Genomic DNA, 23,611 nt, shown 5'->3' with positions numbered 1-23,611 from the left:
TGCAGCCTACACTGACGCACCCTAAGGTCGCCTTCCGGTCGTAGGCCTCGCATCTTTCCCCGCACATGGCAAAGGGGCCGCCGAAGCGACCCCATTGAAGGCTCATCGCTAGCTCGCTACACCACGGTGTTCTTGCCCACGACCACGACGCCGCCCGCGCTGATGGCGAAGCGCTTGGCGTCGCGCTCACGATCGACGCCGATGAGCGTGCCGTCGGAGATCACGACGTTCTTATCCAAGATCGCGTGGCGGACGACCGCACCCTTGCCGATGCGCACGCCCGGCATAAGCACCGATCCTTCAACGGTCGCGCCCTCCTCCACAACAACATCAGTGGAGAGCACTGAGTTGCGCACGGTAGCTGCCGAGATGATCGACCCCTGGGCAACCATCGACGACTGCGCAATACCACCCTGGACGAACTTCGCCGGGGGCAGCTCAGCCAAATCGGTGGAACGAATCGGCCACTGCTGGTTGTAGAGGTTGAAGATTGGGTGCACCGAGATGAGATCCATGTGAGCCTCGTAGAAGGCGTCGATGGTACCTACGTCACGCCAGTAGCCACGGTCGCGGTCGGTGGAACCCGGAACCTGGTTGTCGTTGAAGTCATAGACGTGAGCCTGCCCCTTCGCGACAAAGTAGGGGATAATGTCCCCGCCCATGTCGTGGGTGGAATTCTCGTTGACCTCGTCCTCCTTGAGGGCCTGGATCAGGTCCTTCGTGGTAAAGACGTAGTTGCCCATCGAGGCGTAGGTCATCTCCGGATCATCCGGGGTCCCCGGTGGGTCGGCCGGCTTTTCCAGGAATTCAGTAATGTTGCCGTCCTCGTCGGAATGGATGCAACCAAACGCGCTGGCCTCCGAGCGCGGGACGCGAATACCAGCCACGGAGACCGCGGCACCGGAGCGGATGTGCTCCTCCACCATCTGGTAGGGATCCATGCGGTAGACGTGGTCGGCGCCAAAGACGATAACGTAGTCCGGGTTTTCGTCATAGATCAGATTCAGCGACTGTAAGATGGCGTCGGCGGAGCCCATGTACCAACGCTTGCCCAAGCGCTGCTGGGCGGGTACCGATGCGATGTATTGGCTGGTGGGTCCGCTGAAATTCCACGCCTGGGAGATGTGTCGGTCCAGGGAGTGGGACTTGTACTGGGTCAGCACACAGATCTTCATGTATCCGGCGTTGACGAGATTCGACAGCACAAAGTCGATCAGGCGGTAGGTACCCCCGAACGGGACGGCCGGCTTCGCGCGGTCCTCGGTCAGCGGGAACAGCCGCTTTCCTTCACCACCGGCGAGCACGATTGCTAAAACATTACTTTGACTCCTCACCCCGCCCAATTTATATCGTTCCGGCAACCTTCGCTTGGCATTGGCGAGTATTGGTGATGATTGCGACGTACAACACCCGCACATGCTGGACGTATTCGCGTTAAGGTTTGATCTATGAGAGTTGCGATGATGACGAAGGAATACCCGCCGGAGATCTACGGTGGCGCCGGTGTTCATGTGACCGAATTGACCCGCTACATGCGCGAAATCATCCCCGTGGATGTTCACTGCATGGGCGCACCGCGTAATGAGGCCAACGTATATGTTCACGGGGTCGACCCGGAATTGGCTAACGCGAATCCTGCGATCAAGACCTTGTCCACAGGGCTTCGCATGGCCGAGGCTGCAACGGGGGTAGACGTGGTGCATTCCCACACCTGGTACGCGGGTCTGGGCGGGCACCTCGCCGCACGCCTGCACGGCATTCCGCACGTTGCCACCGCGCACTCTCTCGAACCGGATCGCCCGTGGAAGCGCGAGCAGCTCGGCGGTGGCTACGACATCTCCTCGTGGTCGGAGCGAAACGCCATGGAGTATGCCGACGCCGTGATCGCCGTGTCCTCGAAGATGAAGGACGCAGTGCTGGAGGCCTACCCGCGCATCGACGCCGACCGCGTCCACGTTGTCCTCAACGGCATCGACACTCAGCTTTGGCAGCCACGCCCCACCTTCGACGAGGCCGAGGACTCGGTGCTCAAGAAGCTGGGTATTGACCCGGATCGCCCCATCGTCGCCTTCGTTGGACGCATTACCCGCCAGAAGGGCGTGGAGCACCTCGTCAAGGCCGCGCGCCACTTCGACGAGGGCGTGCAGCTGGTGCTGTGCGCAGGCGCCCCGGACACCCCGGAGATCGCCGCACGCACCGAGGCTCTGGTCAACGAGCTCCAGGCCGAGCGAGATGGCATCGTGTGGGTTCAGGAGATGCTGGATAAGCCCAAGATTCAAGAGATCCTCACCGCCGCAGACACCTTTGTGTGCCCGTCGATTTACGAGCCGCTTGGCATCGTCAACTTGGAGGCCATGGCCTGCGGCACCGCGGTTGTCGCCTCCGACGTCGGTGGCATCCCGGAGGTCGTCGTTGACGGCACCACCGGCACGCTGGTGCATTACGACGAGGCCGATGCGCAATCCTTCGAACGCGACATTGCTGCCGCCGTCAACGCCATGGTCGCTGACCGCGAGCGTGCCAAGAAGTTCGGCTTGGCCGGACGCGAGCGCGCCGTCAACGACTTCTCCTGGGCCACCATCGCCCAGCAGACGGTCGACATCTACCGCTCGCTCATCGAGGGCTAGTCCCACGACTTAATGAAAACCTCCCAATCCCGCAGACGATTAAGGCGGGGTTGGGATTTCCCACCTAAGGCGGGGTCTTCAAGCAGGAAAGTTCATCCGCGACTATTCTGGGCGAACATGAACGAGGATCATGTTTTAGCAATCGAAAGACACACCATTTTTCAAAGCTCTCTCATGACCGCCTTGCTGGACGGCATTTATGACGGGGAGATCTCCGTCGGCGAGATTCTAGGACACGGCAATTTCGGCATCGGCACCTTCGATGCACTTGATGGTGAGATGATCATCATCGACGGCGTGGCCTACCAAGTCCGCGGCGACGGGACCGCGAGTGTCGCCCAGCTGGATCAGCGCTCCCCTTTTGCCGTGGCCACCAATTTCGTACCCCGCATAGTAGCCGCCGCTCCGCATAACCTGCGTCGCTCGGAGCTGTCGGAGTTCATTTCCAGCCTGCTGCCGAGTGAAAACTACATGTACGCGGTGCGTATCACGGGTTCCTTCGAGGAGATCACGGTACGCACCGTCACCAAGCAGCAGCGCCCCTACCGTCCCATGATGGAAGCCACCGGTGACGACGCGGAGTTACATTTCCACGAAGTCACAGGCGTCATCGCCGGTTTTCGTACCCCGGTGTACGAAAAGGGCATCGGGGTGCCCGGCTGCCACGTTCATTTCATCGACGACTCGCGCACCAGCGGCGGGCATGTGCTCGATTTCGTGCTCACCGAGGGTACGGTCGAGGTCTGTCCTGGCACCGACCTCGCGCTGCGGCTGCCGTTGAGCCATGATTTCTCCCGCGCTCAGCTCGCCCCCGAGGATCTTGACCGGCAGATCCATGCCACCGAAGTGAAAAGCTAACGCCCCGCACACGGTTGAAAACTTGAGGTAGAACATTCCATGACTTTGCGCCCGGAACTCCACGTCACCCCCGAAAAAGGCATCCTCGATGCCCCTGCAGGAGCCCTGTATGACGGTTATAGCTGGCATATCTTCCACCAATTTCGCCCCACACCCCATGCGGGCGCGCGCTGGGCTCACCAGGTCTCACACGGCACTCCGTTTCATTGGGAGGTCTGCGATGACGTCCTTGCACCGGAAGGCGATGAGACTAAGTTGCGGGCGGGTGCAGTCACCGCGGTTGGCAACGACGTCACTTTGTACTTCACCTCGGTGAAGCCGGACACCGCCGAAATCCACATGGCCATCATCGACGATCTCGATGCCACCACGGAGGAGGTCAACGACGAAGGAGCCAGCCTCGACCCGCACGTCCACCGGCTAGGCGCTTTGCTCGCCGACGGTGCGGTAGACCCTAACGGCACAGCTTTCCGGCGTTTCCGCTCGCCGTGTGTGGTGCCGGATTGGAAGATCGACGAGGCCCGCGACGATGGGCACGAGGGCTGGATCATGCTCGCGGTCACCGGCGATTCGGCCTCCCCACAGCTTGTCATCGCACAGTCCCACGACGGGCGCCAGTGGTCGGTTCTCGGCGAGCTAGTCATCAGCGGGGAAACCGGGATTGAGGATCGCCGCCTGGTGGCACCGCGCATCATCCGCCTGCGCGACCAGGTCGATGGCGAGATCTACGACATCTTGTTCATCACCCTTGAGCGCGAGGATATTGACGTCACTGGATATCTGGTCGGGTCGTTGGTGGGCACTGAGTTTCAGGTGCGCACCCCGTTTACGCGAGTCGACTACGGCCACGACTTCACCCGCCCGCGCAACACTAACCGCCCCGACCACGCCATCGATCCAACCCACCGCTACGATGCGGCCACCATATTTGGCCTGCTCAATGGTATTGGACGCTTGGATGAGGAAACCAACCACGAGTCCTTCCGTGCAGAAGATTGGGCCAACTGCCTCTCACTGCCGCGGCGTGTGACTTTGGAGGGTGGCCTGCTGTATCAGACCCCGGTCGCAGGCATCCCCACGGCCATCGCGCATTCGGATGCCGCCTGCATGTGGGTGGGCATGGGTGAAGTGCCCACGGGCGAGTCCCTGCAAATCGAGCTTGTTGATTCCACCGGCCAGGTCGCAGCAACCATCACCCACCGTGGGGATCAGCTGGAGCTGGACCGCTCGATGAACCTCCATCACGCAGGTGACAAGGTTGCCACTGCCCCCTTGAATGAGGCCGATACCGATGCCGTAACCATCATTGTCGACGGCTCCACAGTGGAGGTGTTTGCCGATGGCGGCCAGGTGGCCATGGCCAGTCGCGTCTACTTCCAAGGGCAGTGCGAGCAATTCGCCGTCACTGCATCGGCCGGAACTACCCTCATCCGCGAGGACAGCCTCTTCCCCGATGCCGCCCGCTTCGGGGAGCCCGAGCCGCGGGTGCGCTAGGCCTTCTGAAAGCGGGTGATCATCGCCCGCGCGGTGACCTCCATGGTCGAAGGCAGGGTGGCGATGCGCTCGGCGAGCACATCGGGATGGATGTGTCGCGCCGAAGGGCTCATGCCGATCTGCGTGGCAATCGAGTCCTGGTCCAGCTGCATTGTAAACTGCACCGGCTCCGAGGGCCCCACGGGCACGAGATGATCGCGCGCCTGCTCGATCATGCGCGTCACCTTGCCCTTTTCTACCCCGATGATGCCAAGCGGCTCGCGCAGCTCGTCCAGGTGGCCAGTGTCTGCGGTAAGGACGACAACCTGACCACCCGGTGCCAATACCCGGGCAAACTCGCTGGCGTTTCGCGGTGCAAAGACCACGGCGATGGCGTCCAATGACGCATCGCGGATGGGCAGTTTAGCCCACGCATCGGCAACCACGGCACCCACACGCGGGTGGCAGCGAGCCAGCTTCTTTGCAGCCGGGATGGACACATCCAGCCCGATGCCGCGGGAGCCATCGATGGAGTCGAGCATGTGGGACAGGTAGTAGCCGGTACCGGCGCCGACCTCGCAGATCGCAGGTTCGGCGTCATCGGGCACCCCACCCTCGTCCATGACCTGGGATACGGCATGGGTGACGGCCTCAACAAAAGGCGCGTAGTGCCCCCGGCTCAGGAAGGTCTCGCGATCATTGATCATGTCCGAATCATCGCCACCATAACGAAGCCCCGCGCCACCTGCGAGGGTGACGTAGCCTTGGCGGGCCACATCATAGCTGTGACCGGACTCAGAAACTAAACGGGTGAAATCATCTTCCCCGTGCAGCGGGCTGAGATCGATGGGGTCGGCGAGAAGATCAACGACGTGAGACAACATGCGTGGGCGTATTCCTTTACAGTGCATGGTGATGAACGAATAAAATACTAGTGCCTAAAAGCGCAAAACGCCCGCACGAGCGGGCGCAGCATGGGTGGGCAATCCCCTATTGGGAAACCTCGGTCAACAAGGCCCCAAGCTCAGCGGCCTCTTCCTTATTGAGCTCGATCACGAGGCGTCCGCCACCGTCGGTAGGGATCCTCATAACGATCTTGCGGGACTCGATGACCGCCTCCATTGGACCATTTCCTGTGCGGGGCTTCATTGCTGCCATGCGAGATCACCATGTTCCTAAAAAGTGAGAAGTAAACGCTGGCGAAAACCAGCTTGATCGCATAAAACGCAACCAATTAACCCCAGTGTACCCTCATCTCACCCCCGAGGTAGCCGGCGAACTTCGCCAAGTTGGTCACTCATGGAGCGTGCGTTCTTGAGCCGGGGCGCCGGTTTCCTCGAGCGCCCGTCGAGCCAGCTGCAGCTGGTCGTAGAGGTACTCGACGACAGCATCAACCTGGGCTTGGTTGTAGCCGCGAGGCACCACGTCAAAGGAGACGTCCCAGAGGTTACCTTCCTCAATTGCTGCTAGGTTTTCCTCGTTTAGCTGTGCGGTGGGTGGAAGCGGCTCGGTTGCTTCTCCACGGCCGAAGGCGGTGGAGAACACAGCCGTCAGAAGCACGATCAGCACTACCAAGACCACGATCAGCAAAATCCACGAAGCCATAACCCCACTTCAACCTTTCTCAACTTGTCCTTATTAACCATAGCCGAGGCTGCGCAGCGACGGACGCTGGGTGATACTAAGTTCGGTTGTCACCCCGGCGCGATCGAAGACGGTGGCCGCCACTACCTCGGCCATGGGCCCCAACTCGCTCAGCGGTCGGTTACGGTGTACTCGATCCGGCAGTGGCACCTGCGTGATCGCCTGGGCGCCGTGCTCGCTATAGACGTCGATAAGCAATCCCATTTCAACGCCGTAGCCGGCGACGAAGGGCACGCGCACGGCCTGCTCGCGGCGGATGGCATACTCGCCTGCCAGGGGTTGATCCACGAAGCCCAGCTCGGGGAAGAAGGCACGCAGCAAAGGCTTGGCCGCCAACTCCGTGACTCGACCCCCGCCGGTCGCAGCCCCGTGGAAGCCGCGGCGGTAGCTGGCCTTCACCAGCTTGGTGCCCGGCCCCTCCTCAAAGGGGGCGACCAAGCGGGACACGATGCTCGGGTCCGGGTCGACGAGATCGGCGTCCATGAAAACCACGAGCTCGCCTCGAGCGGCCGCCACACCCCGCCACAGTGACTCCCCCTTGCCGGGGATTGGGCCCAGCGCGGGAAGGATCTCACGCCAGTTCAGCACTCGCGCGCCAGCAGATCTCGCGCGCGCGGCGGTGTCGTCGCGGGAGTCAGCATCGATGACGAGGATCTCCTCTACCGGCCGCGGACCCGCCAGCACGCTGTCGACGACGGAGGCCACCGTGTCCTGCTCATTAAGTGCCGGGATGATCACTGACACCGTCGGGGTCATGCCAGTCCCCTCGTGGTCACCAGCGGAGCCACCTCACCCTTGATCGCAGCGGTCATGCGGATGACGTCGACGGTCTCGGCCACCTCATGCGCCCGGAAGGCAGCCACCCCGTGCTGGGCAGACCAGGCGGTGGCGGCGAGGGTTCCGGCCACGCGCTGCTTGACTTCCCGGTTGAGGGTCTCGCCCACGAAATCCTTGTTCGACAGCGCCATGAGCACCGGCCAGCCGGTGGCCACGATCTCGTCGATGCGGCGCAGCAGCTCCAATCCGTGGAAGGTATTTTTCCCGAAGTCATGGGTGGGATCGATGAAGATCATGTCCTCAGGTACCCCGCGGCTGACCGCACGCTCGGCTTGCTCGGTGGTTTCCCTAATCACGTCCGCGACCACGTCGTCAAAATGCACCCGATACGGCCTGGTGCGCGGGATCACCCCGCCGGTGTGCGAGCACACGTACCCCACGCCGTGCTGGCCGGCCACCGCCGACAGCTCCGGATCGTGCCCGGCCCAGGTGTCGTTGACGAGCGTGGCACCCGCGGCGATCGCTTCATCTGCTACCGAGCTGCGCCAGGTGTCCACCGAGATCGTTATGTCTGGAAAACGCTGGTGGACCGCGGCGATCAGCGGTACCACCCGGTCGCGCTCCGCTTGGGGCGAGACGTATTCGCCCGGCCCGGCCTTGACCCCGCCGATGTCCACGATCCGCGCCCCTTGGGCGATCACCGACTCTGCGCGTGCCAAGGCGTCATCGAAGTTCCTGGTGGCTCCTTGGTCGTAGAAGGAGTCCGGGGTGGTGTTGATAATGGCCATGACCACGGCCAGCCCGTCGGGGCCAAGGAATTGGGAATGAACCATTTGCTACTTCTTTGCCCAGCGGCTCGGACGCAGGTGCGCCACCGCTTGCTTTTCTTGGAGGGTCTTGGTGATTTCCCGGTGTGCTTCCTTGATGTGTGCCACCGCCTCGTCGACGGAATCCGTGCACAAGAAAAGCCCCATGTCCTTCGCGTCGACCATGCCCTCGGCCACCAGCCGTTCACGCAGCCATTCGGCCATGCCCGCCCAAAACTCGGTGCCCATGAGCACGATCGGGAAGTTGGTGACCTTGCCGGTTTGCACCATGCACAAAATCTCAAATAGCTCGTCGAGGGTGCCCATCCCGCCTGGCAGACACACAAAGGCCTGCGAGTACTTCAAGAACATGGTTTTGCGGGCAAAGAAATAGCGGAAGTTCAGGCCTAGGTCGACGTAGTCGTTGAGGCCTTGCTCGTGCGGCAGTTCGATGCCGAGGCCGATCGACAGGCCCCCGGCCTCGAAGGCGCCGCGGTTGGCGGCCTCCATGAGCCCTGGCCCGCCGCCGGTGATAACGGCGTAGTCGGCGTCGGCAAGCTTGCGTCCTACCTCGCAGCCCAGCTCGTAGTAGGGCTGACCTTCCGCGATACGCGCGGAGCCGAAGACGGTGACCGCGGGTGGGATTCCCGCCAGCGCGTCGAAGCCGGTGACGAACTCGCTTTGGATCCGCAGTACGCGCCAGGGGTCGGCATGCATCCAGTCATGATCGGCGGTGAGCTCGAGCAGGCGCTGGTCATAGGTGGATTCTTGCTGCTGCTCGCTCTTGCGGATCAGTACCGGTCCGCGCAGCATGCGCTTAGCGTGTTCGTTGGGGGTTATGCGTGGGGCCACGTCGATGGTTCCTTTTGCTTCGTGTGATCTCTTACGCTTCTAGTCTTCTACGGCGCGGCGGTTTTCGCTTGCCGACGTCTCGCGTTCCTTAAGCCCCGGCGCACAGATAGGCGCGCAGAACGTGGGAAACCTCCGTGATCATCTCCACTGGGCACTGCTCGTCCTTCTTGTGACAAAAGGCCGGATCACCAGGGCCGAAGTTGACGGCGGGGATGCCCAGCTCGGAAAAACGGGCCACGTCCGTCCAGCCGTACTTGGCACGGAACTGCCCGCCTGTTGCCTCGATGAGGGTGGCGACCACCGGGCGGTCAAGGCCCGGACGCGCGCCGGGGCAGGCGTCGTCGATGACATAGTCCACACCGTCGGGCAGGTCCATGACCTCAAGCATGTGGGCAAGTGCCTCGTCGACGCTGCGGTGCGGGGCGAAACGGTAGTTGACAAACATCCAGGCCTCGTCGGGGATGGTGTTGGTGGCGACCCCAGCCTCGAGATGCACAATGTTGAGGCCTTCGTGATAAAGGCAGCCATCGACCTCGATTTCCTGAGCCTGGTAACCGGCGATCCGCATCATCACGGGCGCCAGCTTGTGGGCGGCGTTGTCCCCAAGCCAGCTGCGCGCCGAATGTGCGCGCAGCCCATGGGCGGTGACCTTCAGGCGGATGGTGCCCTGGCAGCCGGCCTCGATCATGGCCCCGGATGGCTCGCCGAGAAGCGCGACATCGCCCTCGAGCCAGTCGGGGTGGGCCTCGGCAACCATGCGCAGGCCGTTGTAGACCGAGGCGACCTCCTCTCCCTCATAGGCGACGACGGTGAGATCGTGGGCGAGTGCTGGGTCCGCGACCAGGGTGGCAAAGGCGTGCAGATACACGGCCATGCCGGACTTCATGTCCACGGTGCCGCAGCCGAAAAGAGTGTCCCGGCCTTGGGAGTCGAGCCCGCGAGAGGAAGGTACGTTGTCCGCGATGGGAACGGTATCGATGTGCCCGGCCAAGATGACGCGGGAGCCAATGCCGCGGTGGGTGCGCGCGACGATGGTATTGCCGTGGCGGTCGACGGTGATCGGACAGGTACCGGCAAGCCGATCGCGCAGGGTGCTCAACGCCTGCTCCACCTCATCTGCGATGGCGTTCTCGAAATGGGATGGGCTTTCGATGTCGACAAGCGCCGCTGTCAGATCAATCGGGCAGGTGGTGAGATCAAGCATGACTGAATACTCTACCCGTCTTTACTCCCCCGGATCATTCCTCCACGCTTACCTAAGACTGCACTTAGGGAAATCTTGGCATTTCGGGTTATCTTTTGTATATGACTTTGCTTGGCGCACACGCATTAGGAATCGCGAACATCGCCATGGACGGAACCGTCCTCGACACGTGGTACCCGACACCGGAGCTGACCACCCATATCACGCACCCGGCCGGTACCTCCCGCCTCGGCGCTCATGACCTTCCACCGAAGTTGTTGAGCCTCGTACGCATCGATGAAGATCGCATGGTCGAACAGATCGCTGTTCGCACCACCATCACCGATCTACAATCCCCTCCCATCGACGCGCACGACGTGTACCTGCGCCTGCACCTCCTGTCCCACCGCTTGGTCAAGCCGCACGAGCTCAACATGGATGATGCCCTGTCCAAGCTCGCCACCGTCGTGTGGACCAACAAGGGCCCCTGCCTGCCCGAAAACTTCGAAAACGTGCGCACCTTGCTGCGTTCTCGCGGCCTCATCCACGTCTACGGCATCGACCGGCTGCCGCGCATGGTGGACTACGTCGTGCCCACCGGGGTCCACATCACCGAGGCCGAGCGCGTGCGCCTGGGCGCCTACCTCGCGCCAGGCACCTGGGTGCTGCGCGAGGGCTTTGTCTCCTTCAACGCCGGAACCCTAGGCCCCGGCCGCATCGAGGGCCGCCTGAGCTCGGGCACCGTCGTGGGAGCGAACATGGACATGGGAATTTCCTCCTCGCTAGTGTCCCCGAAGCGTGGGCGCACGTTACGCGCGGGCGATAATTGCACCTTAGGGGTCAGCTCCGCCGTGCTGTTTATCAACCTGGGCGATAATGTGCATATCGGTAATAACGTGGTCATCGACCCAGACACCTACCTCTACTTCGCCGACACCGATGAGACCGCACCGGCCACCCGTATTGAGGGCCAGTCCAACTGGTCGATCCGGATGGAGGCTGGACACCCGGAGCCGGTCGCGCGCAAAATCGAACCGGTTGTGGGAACCTAGAAACGGTCACAGGAACGTCGCCGCGCCCACGGTCGGCCCTGTGGGCGTCGGCAAGCGAATGTGCAACCCGCTGCTTGATCCTAAAAGTCGTGGCAGTAGTGTTGAATGGCATGAGTTCCCCGAACCACGGCGAGCGGGCTCATGCCGCTCGCACCACCACCCTCGAATCTGACGACCCGGGCACGACCGTGCTCGGTCACGGTCTAAAAACCCGACACCTGACCATGATGGGGCTGGGCTCGGCCATCGGCGCTGGCCTGTTTCTTGGCACCGGCGTAGGCATCCACGCCGCCGGCCCCGCAGTACTCATCGCCTACATGATCGCCGGCGGCATCGTCGTACTGGTCATGCAAATGCTCGGCGAAATGGCCGCGGCACGGCCCGCCTCCGGCTCTTTTTCCGTCTACGCCGAGCAGGCCTTCGGCCACTGGGCCGGATTCTCCCTGGGCTGGCTGTACTGGTTCATGCTCACCATGGTCATGGGCGCGGAGATGACCGGCGCCGCGGCAATGATGGGCAACTGGTTCGGCGTGGACCCCTGGATCCCGGCGCTGGTCTGCGTGGTCTTCTTCGCCGTGGTCAACCTGGCGCAGGTGCGCGGCTTCGGCGAGTTCGAGTTTTGGTTCGCCTTCGTCAAGGTGGGCGTGATTATTGCCTTCCTGATCATCGGTGTGTTGCTTATCTTCGGACTCCTTCCTGGCCATGAGGCCGTGGGCACCAGCAACTTCCTCGGCCACGGCTTCATGCCCAATGGCCTGTCCGGCGTGGCCACCGGCCTGCTCGCCGTGGCGTTTGCCTTCGGCGGCATCGAAATCATCACCATCGCCGCCGCCGAGTCGGAAAATCCGCGCCACGCCATCGGGGTGGCGGTGCGCAGCGTCATCTGGCGCATTTCGCTGTTCTACCTCGGCAGCGTCGTGATCATCACCTTCCTGATGCCCTACGACACCATTCAGGGTGCCAATAGCGCGGCGGAATCGCCGTTTACCATCATCTTGGCCATGGCCAATATCCCGGGCGTGGTCGGCTTCATGGAGGCCGTGATCGTCCTCGCCTTGTTGTCGGCCTTTAACGCCCAGATCTATGGCACCTCCCGCCTGGTGCATTCACTCGCGGTTCGCGGGGACGCCCCGAAGGTCTTTGCGAAGGTCTCTCGCCACCTCGTGCCCACCAACGCAGTCTTGCTGAGTATGTTCTTCGCCTTCGTCTCCGTCGGCCTGCAGTATTGGAACCCGCCGGGGCTGCTGGCATTCCTGCTCAACGCCGTGGGCGGGTGCCTGATCGTGGTGTGGGCCATGATTGCGCTCAGCTACCTCAAGTTGCACGGTGAGATGGAGCGCGCCGGCGAGCTAACCAACCTTCGCATGTGGTGTCACCCGTGGTTGCCCATAGCATCCCTGGTTCTGATCGCCGGATTGGTTGTCCTGATGCTTTCCGACGCTTCCTCGCGGCCGCAGGTCTGGAGCGTGGCCATCATCTATGGCGTCATTGTCGCCTTGTCGCTGACCACGCGCTCCCGGGCGAAGCACATCGCCGCCGCGGACACGACACCCGCCTAGGATTGCCCCCACTTCCTCGGAGACTTGTAAAGTAGTCGGCATGACTTCTGCATACGCAACTGGTTTAGCTACTGTTTCCCCCGACGGCATCGTGCTCGACGCGTGGTTCCCGGCACCCGAGCTTTCCGAGGAATCCTCCGTCACCGGCACCACCGTCCTCGAGGGATCCGAGGTTCCTGCGGAACTAGCCGCACTCGTCGGCGAGGACGCCGACCGTGGCGTCTCCCGCATCGCCATCCGTACGCGGATCGGCGACTTGGCCGAGGCCCCCATCGATGCCTACGACGCCTACCTGCGCCTGCACCTGCTCTCCCACCGCTTGGTCAAGCCGCACGGCCAGAACCTCGACGGCATCTTCGGCCTGCTGACCAACGTGGTGTGGACCAACTTTGGCCCGTGCCTGCCAGCGGGCTTCGAGCTCACCCGCGCAAAGCTGCAGGCACGCGGCCCGGTCGTGGTCTACTCGGTGGACAAGTTCCCACGCATGGTGGACTACGTCCTTCCCACCGGCGTGCGCATCGGCGACGCCGACCGCGTGCGCCTGGGCGCCCACCTGGCTGAGGGAACCACCGTCATGCACGAGGGCTTCGTCAATTTCAACGCGGGCACCCTGGGCAACTCCATGGTCGAGGGCCGCATCTCCGCAGGTGTGGTCGTCGATGATGGTTCCGACGTCGGTGGCGGCGCCTCCATCATGGGCACCCTGTCCGGTGGCGGCAAGCAGGTCATCTCCCTGGGCAAGCGCTGCCTGTTGGGCGCCAACGCCGGCTGTGGCATCCCACTTGGCGATGACTGCGTGATCGAGGCTGGCCTGTACGTCACCGCCGGTTCCAAGGTCATCGTGCGCGCCGCTGTGGCCGAGGCCTTGGGGCTTGCCGACGGCGACTCCGTCAAGGCGCTTCAGCTGGCCGGCGCCAACAACGTGCTCTTCCGCCGCAACTCGCTAAGCGGTGCCATCGAGGCCACCGCCTGGAAGTCCGAGGCAGTTGCCCTCAACGAGGCGCTGCACGCGAACTAGGAGACCCACCTGTCAGCGATCCCCGGGGCCTGTGTGCCCCGGGGATCTTTTGTTGTTAATCTCCTGAAAACACTTCCCCTTATGGGGTGGTGCGGCCTATACTCGCGAGAGATAAGCGTTTAATCCCCACCACCGATATTTCCCGTGCCTGCATTCCGCTACCCCAAGGATGAAAGGACACCTTTATGGACGCTGCACGCAGGAGATTTCTTGCGTTGGCCACGCTGGCAGCGCTGGCGATTGCCCCGCTGAGCGCCTGTCAGGAAGGCCCTCAACCGAGCGCGTCAACGCAGCACCCCATCCAGCCCGCTGCCACCGCCATCGCCACGCCTCCGCCCCTTTCGGCCCATACCCAGCTGGAGCACAGCGCTGCGATTGCTACGAGCCCGGCACATACCGGCGCAGGTTCTTACGAGCCTCATTTACCAATGGATGCCACCACGAGCACGCAGCCTTCCCATGTCGCCGATCCGCTGAGCTTGACGCCGGCGCCTTCGCTTGAGCCCAACGGGGGCTTCGACGTCGCGGCTTTTGCACGAAATCTCATGAACGCTGAACTTGCCGGCACCGAGGAATTTGCGCCCACATTCATGACGGACGGCCAGCAGCTGCAGGCGGCGTTGGGAACAGTGGGGCGGTCCTTTAGGAAAGTCTACGGCGCCTACAGCAAGGATGAACCAGACAACTTCCGTGGCCCCGTGGGGGTTGCACCTGCGGTCGGGGACCTCAATGGCGATGGCTTATCGGAGGCCGCTGTGCCCATTATCGTCTACCCCGGCGGTTCCCGCGTGTGGCAGGATATCGCCATCTACGATCAGGCGGCCAATCTCCTGGGCTATGTTGATGCCCGGGTTCTTCCCGCGACCTTGCACACCGAGGGCGAGCTAAGTGGCGACTCGCTAGAAAAACTCGAGATACGTGATGGGCTCTTGCACATCGACTTCGGGATTGAAGCACCTGCTGATTCCTCAGCGGCGGCGCCTTTCCGCCGGGCCACCGCCGAGCTTGAGTGGTTGGGCGATTCCCAGGTACGGCTGGCATCAGGGCCGATCTTCGAGTAGAAATGCCGCAAGCTCCCCATCGATTCCATCACGGGATCCATGCGGGAGCTTGTTACTTTAACGAGGCTAGGCGAGCCAATCGAAGGTAATGAGGAACTGTTCTAGCTCTAGGTACTGTTCCTGGCTGGGTTCGGCGCCGTAGAGATCGCAATAGGTTGCGGTGATCTCCGCCGGGGTGGCCGGTACGAGGTCGCAAGCAAGAAGCTGCTCGGCGACGCGGGCAGGCTGTGAGGCGCATTCGAGGACGTCGAGCCCGGTCATGGTGGTGGAGCCCGCGAACGTGGCAGAAACCTTGCCAAAGAAGTCATTGATGACTGTCATGGATGCTCTCCTTTCCAGTAGTGTCCGTTTCTCGATCTGTAGGACCCTTCCCGGACCGCAAGAAAGGGCGGCCGGTGAAGTGGATTTGACCACAATAACACCGGCCGCCCTGAAAGGCAACCATTGCTTAATGATTAGTTAACCTCAAATTAACCTATTGGGTAACTGAGGTCACTTCCCTAGTGCTTGCTCGACAGGCCCGGGAAGAGGTTCCATCCCAGGTAGTGATTGAGCGAATCCTTGGCAATCCAGGTGATAGCCAGCACGATGATCGCGGCCAATACCGCGTACACCGTCCAACCCAGAACCTTCATCTGCGGGGAAGCTTCGGTATCGCCGATGATCACCCCCTCGGCGTTGCGGATGGGATCGCCGGTCATGCACCGCATGCCCAGTGCGAACAGGAATGGGATTCCGGCGCCGAACGCGAGCGCCAGTGCGGCCACCCGCGAGATAGCGATGACGATGGCAGAAGCAGTCATGATGGGTCCTACTTTCCTTCAGCAACGGCCGGGCGCGGTGCAGCAGCCTCGCGCTTCATGGACGAATCGACAGACTCGGCATCCGCATCCCAGTCGTCGTTGACATTGTTGGCGTCCACTGGGTTCATCTTGGAGCGGATGACGATCAGCAAGGCCATGGCGATGAGTAGGATGAAGTCCACGATCACACCCACGCTCTCGTTGGAGAAGTTGCCAACGCCGGTAGCGACCCACCAAGAGGCAAAGCCCACAGCGGCAGCACACGGCAGCGTAATCAGCCAAGCGGCGACCATGCGCATGGCCACACCCCAGCGCACCGTGGCGCCCTTACGGCCAAGGCCAGTGCCCAAGATCGAGCCGGTGGACACGTGGGTGGTCGACAGCGCCATGCCGCCGACAGAGGAGGTAAGGATGATGGCCGCAGAAGTCGCCTCAGCGGCCATGCCCTGCGGGGATTCGATCTCAACCAGGCCCTTGCCCAGCGTACGGATAACGCGCCAGCCGCCGGACAACGTACCCAGCGCGATCGCGAGGGCGCAGGAGATCACAACCCAGCCGGGCAGGTGCTGGGAGGCGTCCGCCTCGCCGGCGGCAACCAGCGCCAGGAAGATGACCCCCATGGTCTTTTGAGCATCGCCGGAGCCGTGAGCCAAGGAAACCAGGCAGGCGGTGACGATCTGACCGTGGCGGAAGTGCTCGTTTTTCACCTTCGCCGGAATGGTGTTGGTAACCCAATAGACGAGGAAGGTGCCACAGGCAGAGACCAAGGCCGCAATGATTGGGGAGGCGATCGCGGGGACGATAATCTTGCCCACGATGGACGACCAGGCAACACCGCTGGTTCCCATCGCGGCCAGCGCGGCGCCGATGAGGCCGCCGAACAGAGCATGAGAGGAACTCGAAGGCATCCCAAGCAACCAGGTAAACAGGTTCCAAATGATGCCGCCGATCAGACCGGTAAACACCACGACCAGCAGCGCGTGGCCATCGGTAGGCACCCCGCCGTTGGCGCTGAGGTCATAGGAATCCAGGTTCACAATGCCCTTTGCCACCGTCGCGGCGACGTTGACGGAAATGAAGGCACCGACCAGGTTGAGGATGGCGGAGATCGCCACGGCCACCTTGGGCTTTAATGAATCGGCCTGAGTTTTTCGGAGACTACGGGTAAAAGCCTTACTGGGCTCTTCTGATGATGTTGAATTCCTCGTAGTCCTGCTCGTATTCGATCGGGGGAACGTCACCGATCGACGAATGCAGACGCTGGTGATTATACCAGTAGACCCACGAGGCCGTTTCCGTTTCGACCTCCTGGGCATCCCTCCATGTCCGTGCAGGGTCGAAGTCGATGAGCTCAGTCTTGTAGAGCCCGATCGTCGACTCCATCATCGCGTTATCCAAGGCGTCACCGGCCGAGCCGATCGAGCCCTGCAACCCGGCCTCTGTCAGCGCGTCCGTGAACGCCAGCGAGGTGTACTGGGCTCCCGCGTCCGAGTGGTGGACGATGCCGGTGGAGGTGAAGTCCATGCGGGTGCGCCGGCGGGAAAACAGGGCGTGTTCCAGGGCCATGAGCACCATCCGGGTGTCCATGACCGTGGTGACCACCCAGCCGAGGATCATCCGCGAATAGGCGTCGACGATGAAGGCGACGTAACAAAAGCCCTGGCGGGTCCACACGTAGGTGAAGTCCGCGATCCACCACTGATCCGGGTGCGACGGGTACGTCCATCTGCGGTTGATCCGGTCCGGGTGCCGGCGGTGAGCGGGGTTGGCCACCGTCGTTTTCTTACGGTGCATCCCGCGTGAGACACCGCGGATGCCGGTGATCTTCATCAGCCGTTCGACCTGGTCACGACCGATGCTCATGCCGTCGCGGACAGCGGCCTTCCAGAGTTTACGGCGGCCGTAGACCTTGCGGTTGGCCTCCCATAGCCGGTAGATGCGGTGAGCGGCATAGGCCTGATCCAACTCGGCGTCCGAAGGGCCGAACCCGCGGGCCTGGTGGGCGTAAAAGGTGCTTGGGGCAATCGCGATGCCATGGGCGGTGAGTGTTTCGCAGATTGGCTCGACTCCGAAGCGGTGGCGGTAGGTGCGGATGAAGTCCACGATTACCGAAGTTTGCGGTCGAGCTCCGCCTGGGCGAAAAAAGCCGACGCCGTCTTCAAGATCTCATTGGCCCGACGCAGCTTGGCCACTTCCTTGGCCTGCTCGTCGTAAGCGGCCTGGAGTTGCTCGTAGGACAGGGAACCGGGCTCCGGGGCCTGCGACTGCTGCTCGTGCCTGCGGATCCAGTTGCGCAGCGTCGATTCCTTCACGCCGAGCAACTCGCCGATCTCCCGGCGGGCGCCGGCCTTGGAGATGTCGCCTTCCTCGAGGCGCTCGAAGTACATGCGCACCGCGCGGTCCTGCGTAGCTGCGTCGTACTGACTGGGTCGTGCCATGATGCTGATCGTCCTCCTAGGGTAAAACCTAGTCTCCGATCACTTCAGGCCGCCTCATTAAAGCCCCGGTGGCAATGGAGGTTGCCATCGCATTCGCCGTGTCATGGAAGCCATTCGTAAAGTCGAAGGCTAGTGCAGTGATCACCACAATTGCCAGGATGAGCAATGTTGCTGTCATGAAAAAAATGACCTTTCGGAAGCCATAATCAGGTGGCCAGGGCGGGCGCTAGGGGTAGAAATCGATCCTATATCTACACCCGTTGCATACTTGCCCAGTTAACACTGCTAATCGTAGACCCTTCCACACCGACTCAAGAAAATCCCCGCAAATACCGAATAAACAGCGGTTTTAAGGGTGCTCTTTGCCTCGTTCCTTCATTAACCAAGCTAAAAGTGCAGCATTTTAGCCAAAAACCATATGAAGTTAACCAAGAGTTCACCTCAATAGTGTTCTAGCTAACGCCGCTTTACCACCAGATAGCACAACCCCCCGCACAGATCCTTGTGCGGGGAGCTAGCAAACCACTTAGTCTCGCAACGATGCAGGAACGTAACCACAGGTGGGGTCCGAGGCAAACGGGTCCCCGGTCATAGCATAGGCCGTGGAGCGGGATCCGCCGCAGACATCGTTGAACTCACATACCGAGCACTTGCCCTTCCACTTGGCAGGCTCCCGCAGACTCTTAAACACCTCGGACTCGGAGTAGATCACCGGCAGTGGGGTGTCCTTCACGTTTCCCAGATGCATGGGGAAAAAGCCCGAAGGATAGACATCGCCGATGTGATCGATGAACACGAATCCACGCCCGGAGTTGATAGCCAGCGGCGGGCGCGGCCGACGCTGCGGCTTGGGGCCGTCACCTAATACGCGCGCAGTCTCCTCGGTAAGGAACCTATACAGCTCCCCGCCCTTGTAGGGTGGCTTTCCCTGATCGCGGTCCCGGTGGGCCTGAATGACCACGCGGCGATAGGCGGGCGCCTCGGTGGTCTTGACCGCAATGTAGGAGGAGATGTCGTCCATCCAGTGGTAGACATCCTCGCGTTGAACGGCGGTGAGCGGGGTCAGCGCGGTACCTCGGCCGGTGGGAACGAGGAAGAAAACACTCCACAGGTGCGCGTTCATTCCCATTACCCGCTTGAGCAACGCCGGCGCCTCGCGGATGTTTTCGGCACAGAGAGTGGAATTGACCTGCAGCCTAAAGCCCGTGTCGGTGGCAAATCTGGCCTTTTCCAAAGTCGCGTCAAATGTGCCCGGGAAGCCGCGGAAGGCATCGTGGGTTTCGGCCACCGCGCCGTCGAGAGAGAGACTTAGCGCCGTCGCCCCGAGTTCATGCAGGCGTTGCAGCCGTTCGAGGGTGACCTTGGGCGTGGCTGAGGGGGAAAGCCCGATGTGCAGGCCCAGCGAAGTGCCATATTCCGTGAGCTCCTCAAGGTCGGTGCGCTCGAAGGGATCGCCACCAGAAAAGACCACGATTGGCCGCGGCAGGTCGTAGCTAGCGAGCTGGTCGAGCAGGCGCTTTCCCTCCTCGGTGGTCAGCTGCCCCGGCGCCGCATGGTGCTGGGAGTCGGCGCGGCAGTGCTTACACACCAGCTGACAGGCGCGAGTGACCTCCCAGATCGCCAGGAAGGGCTTCTCACCAAGATCATGGCGCACCTTGCGCACGTCGGGGTGTTCCCTATGACGCTCGAGATGAAGATGTTGTGCCTGTGGGACGTGCTGGGTGACAGCCTCGGCCATGTGAACCCTCCGTTGCGGGATGCGTTAGCGAGAAAATCAAACTTTCTCTCACATCGTGCCATACGAAAGTTGGATACACATCCAAGGCAAACCTTATTTATTGCGGCGCGGTGGGCATCGGCAAGCAAAAACGCCACGGCGACACCGTGGCGTTGGAAACAACTAGCTTGCCTTGCTGATCATCGGCTCTTGTTCAGCGACGATCACAACCTGCTCCGGCTTGCGCTTGCGGAAGGTCCACAGCTTGTTGACCACGAAGTTAATCGGCATGGCCACGATGATGGAGATAGCGTTTGCCCAGTAGTACTGCGTGCGCAATCCAGAGGAGTTGTCGAAAATCTCGGGCGAGAGGTGAATCGGCGAGGTCGGGTTCATCAGGAGGTTTTGTACGATCAAAGACACCACGAGCGCGGATAGTCCGGTGAGCAGGAAGGGGAAAAAGCCCCGCCACCACGACACCATCTTGGCGGATTTGAAGGTCCACATGCGGTTCATCTGGTAATTCCACGTGTTGGCCACGAGGAAGGCAATGGTGGAAAAGATGTTGAACCAGCGGATGTGAAATTGGGAGCCGAAGAGGTTGACAAAAGGATCGTTGGGCAAGACGTCAAACAGAGCGGCGCCTAGTTTCATCGCGATAGCTGCGGCGATGATGTTAACGATGGTCCCGGACCCACCCACGATTCCGAACTGGATGAATTGGCGTAGATTGCGCCCTGCCCGAGCCCGCTTCGATTCGGCCACGTATGTCCCTTCGACGAAAATAGAAAACTTAGTAAATTCTACGCGCCGATTTCCTCGCGCTGATAAGCCACGGGCATTTTCGTGACCGGATCCTCAAATTCTAGGCGGTTGGCATATAGTCGCAGCGGGGTGGAAAAGTCATAAAGATCTAAAGGCCGGGCATGAGGATAAAGGTCGTCGCCTTGAATCGGGGTGCCAAAGTGGGCGCACAGCACTCGCAATTGGTGCGTGTGTCCAGTCATCGGCTGCAATTCGACGCCGCTGTCTCCTACCCGCCGCACGCGCGTGACGGTCTTTTTCGCCCCAGGGGTTTCTTGCTTGACGACGGCCACGGTGCGCGACCGCTTGAGCATGAATAGGCTCAATTCGCGCCACTGCCCGCCGATGGGGCCAGCCCAGGCCGGTGTGCCTATTACTTCTGCCTGATAGGTCTTGCGGATCGCGTGGCCAGAAAACAGCCCGTGATACGCCGCCCGGGTTGCTGGATTGGTCGACAGCAACACCACTCCTGCGGTGAGCCTGTCGAGGCGGTGCAGCGGGGTGATGAAAGGATTATTCTCCCGAACCCGGGCGCGGGTCTGGACGGTCTCGGTCACGAGCCTGCCGTTGGAGCTCACCGGCAGAAAATGGGGCTTGTCCACCACCAGCAGCTGCGGGGTGCGTGCAAGAACCCGATAGTCAAAGGGGATCGGCTTTTCCTCGGCCGGGGCGGTCCACCGCCACGCTGGCACGGGCTTGTGCAAGCGCGTGCCGGGGTAAAGAACCTCACCTGGAAAAAAGGGGCTATCGCCTGCCTGCGCAGCCAGGTACTCCCCTTCCGGGACCTCTCGATCAAGCACGCATTTGCGCCAGCTAATTCCCTCCCGAGGAGGAGGAACGAACCCAGCCACGGCGAAAGCTTAGGCCAGGCGTCCGGCGACGGCGGCTGCCAGCTCGTCGGTGGTAGTCATGGCCACGCGCACATACTTCTCAGAGCTTGGGCCGTAGAAGGCGCCCGGTGCCACCAGCACGCCGCGCTCGGCGAACCAATCGACGGTCTCCCAGCAGTCCTCGTCGCGGGTAATCCACAGATACAGGCCCGCCTCGGAGTGGACGATCCTAAAACCGGCCTCGGAAAGCGCCTGCTTGAGCAGCTCGCGGCGCTTCTGGTAGCGCAGCTTCTGTATGAGCTCTTGCTCATCGTCCTCCAGCGCAGCCACCATCGCTTGTTGGATCGGGCCCGGCATCATCAATCCCGCATGCTTGCGCACCTCGGTCAGCTCGGCGATGAGCTCCTTATCGCCGGCGAAGAAGCCGCAGCGGTAGGAGGCGAGGTTGGAGGTCTTGGACAGGGAGTGAATGGCCAGCAGGTTGCTGTGATCACCCGCACTGACGCGTTTGTCCAGCACGGAGAAGGCCTCGGCTTCCCAGGCAAGCCCGAGGTAGCACTCGTCGGAGGCGACAATCACATCATTGGCGCGCGCCCAGTCGATGATGGCCACCAGGGTGTCGATGTCCGCGACTGCACCGGTGGGGTTCGACGGGTAGTTGATGAAGATAAGGTCGACCTCAGCCGCCTCCTCGGCGCTCAGCGTCCGAGGATCATCGCAGCGCACCGGCTTTGCCCCTGCCAAGAGGGCCGCTACCTCGTAGGTCGGGTAGGCCACCTCTGGAATCAGGACAGTCCCCTTGATACCCAGCAGCATGGGCAGCAAGGCGATTGCTTCCTTGGTGCCCACCACCGGCAGCACCCCTTCGACATCGGTGCAGTGATAGCGCCGGCTCAAGCTATCCACGATCGCCGCGCGCAGGGCCGGGGTGCCGATCGTCTGCGGATAGCCGGGGGCGGCACCGGACTCGGCCAAGGCGAGCTGGATGCCGGGTGCGACCTCATCCACGGGCGAGCCGACGGAGAGGTTGATAATTCCCTCCGGGTGGGCGCAGGCGCGAGCCTTCGCCGGCTCGAGCTGGTTCCAGGGGAAGTCCGGCAGTGTCGATCCAAGTCCGATGCGAGCCATCGTGAGAGTCCTTAAACGAAGAAGCGGTGGTAGAAACACATCAGCTAGGTCTTTCGCCTTAAGCCTCAGGGCTTTTTGTTAGCGGCGAAAACCTAGCGATGCACAATGAAAAACGACGGTGGTGAGCCTTTAGGCCTGCGGCGGCAAGGCTGCCACGAGCGGGGCGTCGAAGTCCTGCGGGCCTAGCTTTGCGGCGCCACCTGGGGAACCAAGGTCATCAAAGAAAGCCGCGTTCGCGTCGTTGTAATCGAGCCACTCGTCTGGGACATCGTCTTCGTAGAAGATAGCCTCAACCGGGCAGGCGGGCTCGCAGGCGCCGCAGTCCACGCACTCATCGGGGTGGATGTAGAGGGAGCGCTTGCCTTCGTAGATGCAGTCGACGGGGCATTCTTCGACGCAGGCCTTATCCATGACATCAACGCAGGGCTGTGCGATTGTGTACGTCATCGGTGGTCAGTTCTCCAGTTCCAATGGATGTTGATCGCAATCAACGATTCGGTCTTTTCGACAGCCACGTCCATTCAATGGGCGGTGGCGGGCTTAACTATTATGTCACCTCCGGTGCATGAGTGGCCAACTTGCACCTATGATTCCGGCGATAAGCAGTGCTATGGAACGCAAGCTATTGCCCAGCAACTGATCCCCCGTGATGCCCTCGGCCATCATGAGGATGAGATAACCCGCAGTCCACACGTACGCCGGGATGAGCGCCACGGCTTTATTCTTCGACCACAACAAACCGGTCTTGGTGAGCACCATGTTGAATAAAAAGGCGATCACGATGGTATAAGGAATGGGCACCCCACCGATCCAGGTGCCCAGGTACACGACCTCCAAGAGGACCGATACCAGCGCACCAAGGCTGAGCCAGAATAGGCCGGTGACCTGCTCAGTACGGCTGAAACCGGTATAGGTGTGCCTTTCGGTTACGTGCGGGCTCGCAGGCGATGGCGCGAACTCTTGTCGGGAGTGCTGTACCCG

At 61.7% G+C, this 23,611-nt stretch carries 24 protein-coding genes, 2 pseudogenes and 1 other annotated feature; of the genes and pseudogenes, 7 read left to right on the top strand and 19 right to left on the bottom strand.

Translation table 11 applies throughout. The features are described 5' to 3' along the window. Positions 1–116: 116 nt before the first annotated feature. Positions 117–1,343, bottom strand: a complete 1,227-nt coding sequence (gene glgC / locus PAB09_RS05330; protein WP_271035277.1) for a glucose-1-phosphate adenylyltransferase — start codon at positions 1,341–1,343, stop codon at positions 117–119. A 105-nt stretch (positions 1,344–1,448) separates the two neighbouring features. On the opposite strand from glgC, the gene glgA reads away from it, so the two are divergent. From glgA to PAB09_RS05315, 3 genes are all read left to right on the top strand, one after another. Further along, the gene (glgA, locus tag PAB09_RS05325; RefSeq protein WP_271034991.1) at positions 1,449–2,627 is read left to right on the top strand and encodes a glycogen synthase; all 1,179 of its coding nucleotides are present in this window, start codon (positions 1,449–1,451) and stop codon (positions 2,625–2,627) included. A gap of 117 nt (positions 2,628–2,744) precedes the next feature. Further along, the gene (budA, locus tag PAB09_RS05320; RefSeq protein ID WP_271034990.1) at positions 2,745–3,485 is read left to right on the top strand and encodes an acetolactate decarboxylase; all 741 of its coding nucleotides are present in this window, start codon (positions 2,745–2,747) and stop codon (positions 3,483–3,485) included. A 39-nt stretch (positions 3,486–3,524) separates the two neighbouring features. Beyond that, positions 3,525–4,979, top strand: a complete 1,455-nt coding sequence (locus tag PAB09_RS05315; protein ID WP_271034989.1) for a GH32 C-terminal domain-containing protein — start codon at positions 3,525–3,527, stop codon at positions 4,977–4,979. Here the strand turns inward: PAB09_RS05315 and PAB09_RS05310 are convergent. The 7 genes from PAB09_RS05310 to dapE form a co-directional block, all read right to left on the bottom strand. Next, positions 4,976–5,842, bottom strand: a complete 867-nt coding sequence (locus PAB09_RS05310) for a methyltransferase domain-containing protein (protein WP_271034988.1) — start codon at positions 5,840–5,842, stop codon at positions 4,976–4,978. The genes PAB09_RS05315 and PAB09_RS05310 overlap by 4 nt on opposite strands. A gap of 106 nt (positions 5,843–5,948) precedes the next feature. Beyond that, the gene (locus tag PAB09_RS05305) at positions 5,949–6,116 is read right to left on the bottom strand and encodes a DUF3117 domain-containing protein (protein ID WP_081751501.1); all 168 of its coding nucleotides are present in this window, start codon (positions 6,114–6,116) and stop codon (positions 5,949–5,951) included. Between the two features lie 135 nt (positions 6,117–6,251). Continuing rightward, positions 6,252–6,563: a hypothetical protein gene (locus tag PAB09_RS05300; protein ID WP_271034987.1), complete on the bottom strand. Its 312-nt coding sequence runs from the start codon at positions 6,561–6,563 to the stop codon at positions 6,252–6,254. Between the two features lie 33 nt (positions 6,564–6,596). Beyond that, on the bottom strand, positions 6,597–7,358 hold the full coding sequence (locus tag PAB09_RS05295; RefSeq protein WP_271034986.1) for a glucosyl-3-phosphoglycerate synthase: 762 nt from the start codon (positions 7,356–7,358) through the stop codon (positions 6,597–6,599). Beyond that, positions 7,355–8,212 carry a dihydropteroate synthase gene (folP, locus tag PAB09_RS05290; protein WP_271034985.1) on the bottom strand — a complete coding sequence of 286 codons (858 nt, stop codon included), beginning with the start codon at positions 8,210–8,212 and terminating at the stop codon, positions 7,355–7,357. The genes PAB09_RS05295 and folP overlap by 4 nt, the downstream gene beginning before the upstream one ends. Positions 8,213–8,215: 3 nt before the next feature. Further along, on the bottom strand, positions 8,216–8,998 hold the full coding sequence (locus PAB09_RS05285; protein WP_271035276.1) for a TIGR00730 family Rossman fold protein: 783 nt from the start codon (positions 8,996–8,998) through the stop codon (positions 8,216–8,218). Positions 8,999–9,125: 127 nt separating this feature from the next. Beyond that, positions 9,126–10,241, bottom strand: coding sequence for a succinyl-diaminopimelate desuccinylase (gene dapE / locus PAB09_RS05280; RefSeq protein WP_271034984.1), 1,116 nt, complete (start codon positions 10,239–10,241; stop codon positions 9,126–9,128). Between the two features lie 101 nt (positions 10,242–10,342). Between dapE and PAB09_RS05275 the strand changes: the two genes are divergently transcribed. The 4 genes from PAB09_RS05275 (at position 10,343) to PAB09_RS05260 (ending at position 14,910) form a co-directional block, all read left to right on the top strand. Continuing rightward, positions 10,343–11,272, top strand: a complete 930-nt coding sequence (locus PAB09_RS05275) for a DapH/DapD/GlmU-related protein (protein ID WP_271034983.1) — start codon at positions 10,343–10,345, stop codon at positions 11,270–11,272. Between the two features lie 224 nt (positions 11,273–11,496). Beyond that, positions 11,497–12,831 (top strand): amino acid permease, encoded by a 1,335-nt coding sequence (locus tag PAB09_RS05270; RefSeq protein ID WP_271035275.1) that lies wholly within the window; start codon positions 11,497–11,499, stop codon positions 12,829–12,831. 40 nt (positions 12,832–12,871) lie between these two features. Continuing rightward, a complete protein-coding gene (gene dapD / locus PAB09_RS05265) occupies positions 12,872–13,849 on the top strand; it encodes a 2,3,4,5-tetrahydropyridine-2,6-dicarboxylate N-succinyltransferase (RefSeq protein WP_271034982.1) in 978 nt (325 codons plus the stop codon). Between the two features lie 185 nt (positions 13,850–14,034). Beyond that, complete coding sequence (locus tag PAB09_RS05260; protein WP_271034981.1) at positions 14,035–14,910, top strand: hypothetical protein; 876 nt, start codon at positions 14,035–14,037, stop codon at positions 14,908–14,910. A gap of 66 nt (positions 14,911–14,976) precedes the next feature. On the opposite strand, the gene PAB09_RS05255 is transcribed toward PAB09_RS05260, so the two are convergent. The 11 genes and pseudogenes from PAB09_RS05255 to PAB09_RS05205 form a co-directional block, all read right to left on the bottom strand. Beyond that, entirely contained in the window at positions 14,977–15,231 is a 255-nt protein-coding gene (locus PAB09_RS05255; RefSeq protein WP_271034980.1) for a hypothetical protein, read from the bottom strand. A 179-nt stretch (positions 15,232–15,410) separates the two neighbouring features. Further along, entirely contained in the window at positions 15,411–15,713 is a 303-nt protein-coding gene (locus tag PAB09_RS05250; protein WP_271034979.1) for a hypothetical protein, read from the bottom strand. 8 nt (positions 15,714–15,721) lie between these two features. Then, on the bottom strand, positions 15,722–16,954 hold the full coding sequence (locus PAB09_RS05245; protein WP_442873716.1) for an inorganic phosphate transporter: 1,233 nt from the start codon (positions 16,952–16,954) through the stop codon (positions 15,722–15,724). After that, positions 16,887–18,151, bottom strand: a protein-coding gene (locus PAB09_RS05240) for an IS3 family transposase (protein ID WP_271034280.1) whose coding sequence is annotated in 2 segments (ribosomal slippage) — positions 16,887–17,860 and positions 17,860–18,151 — 1,266 coding nt in all. Because the reading frame shifts where the segments join, the coding sequence is not laid out codon by codon here. Before PAB09_RS05240 ends, PAB09_RS05245 begins: the two co-directional genes overlap by 68 nt. Then, positions 17,730–17,861, bottom strand: a sequence feature (AL1L pseudoknot). It overlaps the preceding gene by 132 nt. A 40-nt stretch (positions 18,152–18,191) precedes the next feature. Beyond that, positions 18,192–18,329: pseudogene (locus PAB09_RS05235) on the bottom strand (inorganic phosphate transporter); the annotation flags it as partial. Positions 18,330–18,677: 348 nt separating this feature from the next. After that, positions 18,678–19,889, bottom strand: a complete 1,212-nt coding sequence (locus PAB09_RS05230) for a TIGR04053 family radical SAM/SPASM domain-containing protein (protein ID WP_271034978.1) — start codon at positions 19,887–19,889, stop codon at positions 18,678–18,680. Positions 19,890–20,051: 162 nt separating this feature from the next. Further along, positions 20,052–20,633, bottom strand: a complete 582-nt coding sequence (locus tag PAB09_RS05225) for a GtrA family protein (RefSeq protein WP_271034977.1) — start codon at positions 20,631–20,633, stop codon at positions 20,052–20,054. A 38-nt stretch (positions 20,634–20,671) separates the two neighbouring features. Further along, entirely contained in the window at positions 20,672–21,439 is a 768-nt protein-coding gene (locus tag PAB09_RS05220; RefSeq protein WP_271035274.1) for a pseudouridine synthase, read from the bottom strand. A 93-nt stretch (positions 21,440–21,532) separates the two neighbouring features. Then, positions 21,533–22,630, bottom strand: coding sequence for a succinyldiaminopimelate transaminase (gene dapC, locus PAB09_RS05215; protein WP_271034976.1), 1,098 nt, complete (start codon positions 22,628–22,630; stop codon positions 21,533–21,535). 129 nt (positions 22,631–22,759) lie between these two features. After that, complete coding sequence (fdxA, locus tag PAB09_RS05210; protein ID WP_271034975.1) at positions 22,760–23,077, bottom strand: ferredoxin; 318 nt, start codon at positions 23,075–23,077, stop codon at positions 22,760–22,762. Between the two features lie 105 nt (positions 23,078–23,182). Beyond that, positions 23,183–23,542 (bottom strand): annotated as a pseudogene (locus PAB09_RS05205) (hypothetical protein); the annotation flags it as partial. Positions 23,543–23,611: the final 69 nt, after the last annotated feature.

It is taken from the genome of Corynebacterium sp. SCR221107 (assembly GCF_027886475.1).
Lineage (GTDB): Bacteria > Actinomycetota > Actinomycetes > Mycobacteriales > Mycobacteriaceae > Corynebacterium.
Note: the sequence above shows the minus strand (reverse complement) of the source record. Positions and strands in the feature narration are given on the sequence as shown.